This window comes from Paraburkholderia bryophila (assembly GCF_003269035.1).
GTDB classification, from domain to species: domain Bacteria; phylum Pseudomonadota; class Gammaproteobacteria; order Burkholderiales; family Burkholderiaceae; genus Paraburkholderia; species Paraburkholderia bryophila.
The window spans coordinates 1-1246 of the sequence record NZ_QLTK01000087.1 but is presented as its reverse complement, the minus strand read 5'-3'; the positions used below and the strand labels follow the sequence as shown (position 1 = coordinate 1246).

1 protein-coding gene and 1 other annotated feature are annotated in these 1246 nt (G+C 60.1%); the gene reads left to right on the top strand.

Annotated elements, in window-relative coordinates; genetic code table 11:
* Nucleotides 1-1212 (top strand): IS3 family transposase gene (locus BX591_RS35910; RefSeq protein WP_208644762.1). Its coding sequence is split into 2 segments (ribosomal slippage), with 1213 coding nucleotides annotated over them: nucleotides 1-269 and nucleotides 269-1212; the frame shifts between segments, so codons are not numbered across the junction. This gene is flagged as partial in the annotation.
* Nucleotides 259-375, top strand: a sequence feature (AL1L pseudoknot). (Overlaps the previous gene by 117 nt.)
* Nucleotides 1213-1246: the final 34 nt, after the last annotated feature.

Genomic DNA, 1246 nt, shown 5'->3' with positions numbered 1-1246 from the left:
TTCTGCTGAAGTCCGGGAACGTGCCGTGCGCATGGTGCAAGAGCATCGGGGCGAGTATCCGTCACAGTGGGCGGCGATCGAATCCATCGCCCCCAAGATCGGCTGCACGAGCCAGACATTGCTGGGGTGGGTCAAACGAGATGAAGTCGATAGCGGCGAGCGCGAGGGCGTGAGCACGTCGGAACGCGAACGTCTTAAGGCATTGGAACGCGAAGTCAAGGAACTGCGCCGCGCCAACGAGATTCTGAAACTGGCGAGTGCGTTTTTCGCCCAGGCGGAGCTCGACCGCCGCCTGAAGTCCTGAAGGCCTTCATCGATCAGCATCGCGACACCTTCGGGGTCGAGCCGATCTGCAAGGTCTTGCGGATTGCCCCGTCGGGCTACCGGCGTCATGCTGCACAGCTTCGCGATCCGTCGCGCCGCTGCGCCCGTGCGATACGGGATGAACGTCTGCGGCCCGAGATCCAGCGTGTCTGGCACGCCAACATGCGGGTCTACGGAGCGGATAAAGTCTGGAAGCAGATGAACCGGGAGCGTATCGCGGTGGCTCGCTGCACGGTCGAACGGCTGATGAAGCAACTGGGTTTGCGTGGCGTAATGCGAGGCAAACGTGTTCGCACGACCATTGCCGATGCGGCGGCTACCCGCCCGCTGGATCGTGTCAACCGGCAATTCAGGGCAGACCGGCCAAACGAGCTCTGGGTTTCTGATTTCACCTATGTCTCGACTTGGCAGGGCTGGCTCTACGTGGCCTTCGTGATCGACGTGTTCGCCCGACGGATTGTCGGTTGGCGCGTCAGTTCGTCGATGACTACAGACTTCGTTCTGGATGCACTTGAACAGGCACTTTATGCGCGGCGCCCGGGCGACGATGGAACGTTGACACATCACTCCGACAGAGGCTCGCAATACGTCAGCATTCGCTATAGCGAGCGACTGACCGAAGCGGGCATCGAGCCCTCGGTTGGTAGCCGTGGCGACAGTTACGACAACGCACTGGCCGAGACAATCAACGGTTTGTACAAGGCCGAACTGATTCATCGTCGCACCTGGAAAACACGGGAGTCCGTCGAGTTGGCAACGCTGGAATGGGTGGCCTGGTTCAATCATCATCGATTGATGGAGCCCCTGGGCTACATCCCGCCTGCTGAAGCTGAGGCAAACTACTATCGGCAACTTGAAACACCGGTCGCCGAACCCGCATTAACTTAAACCAACCAGCCTCCACGATTCCCGGGGCGGTTCA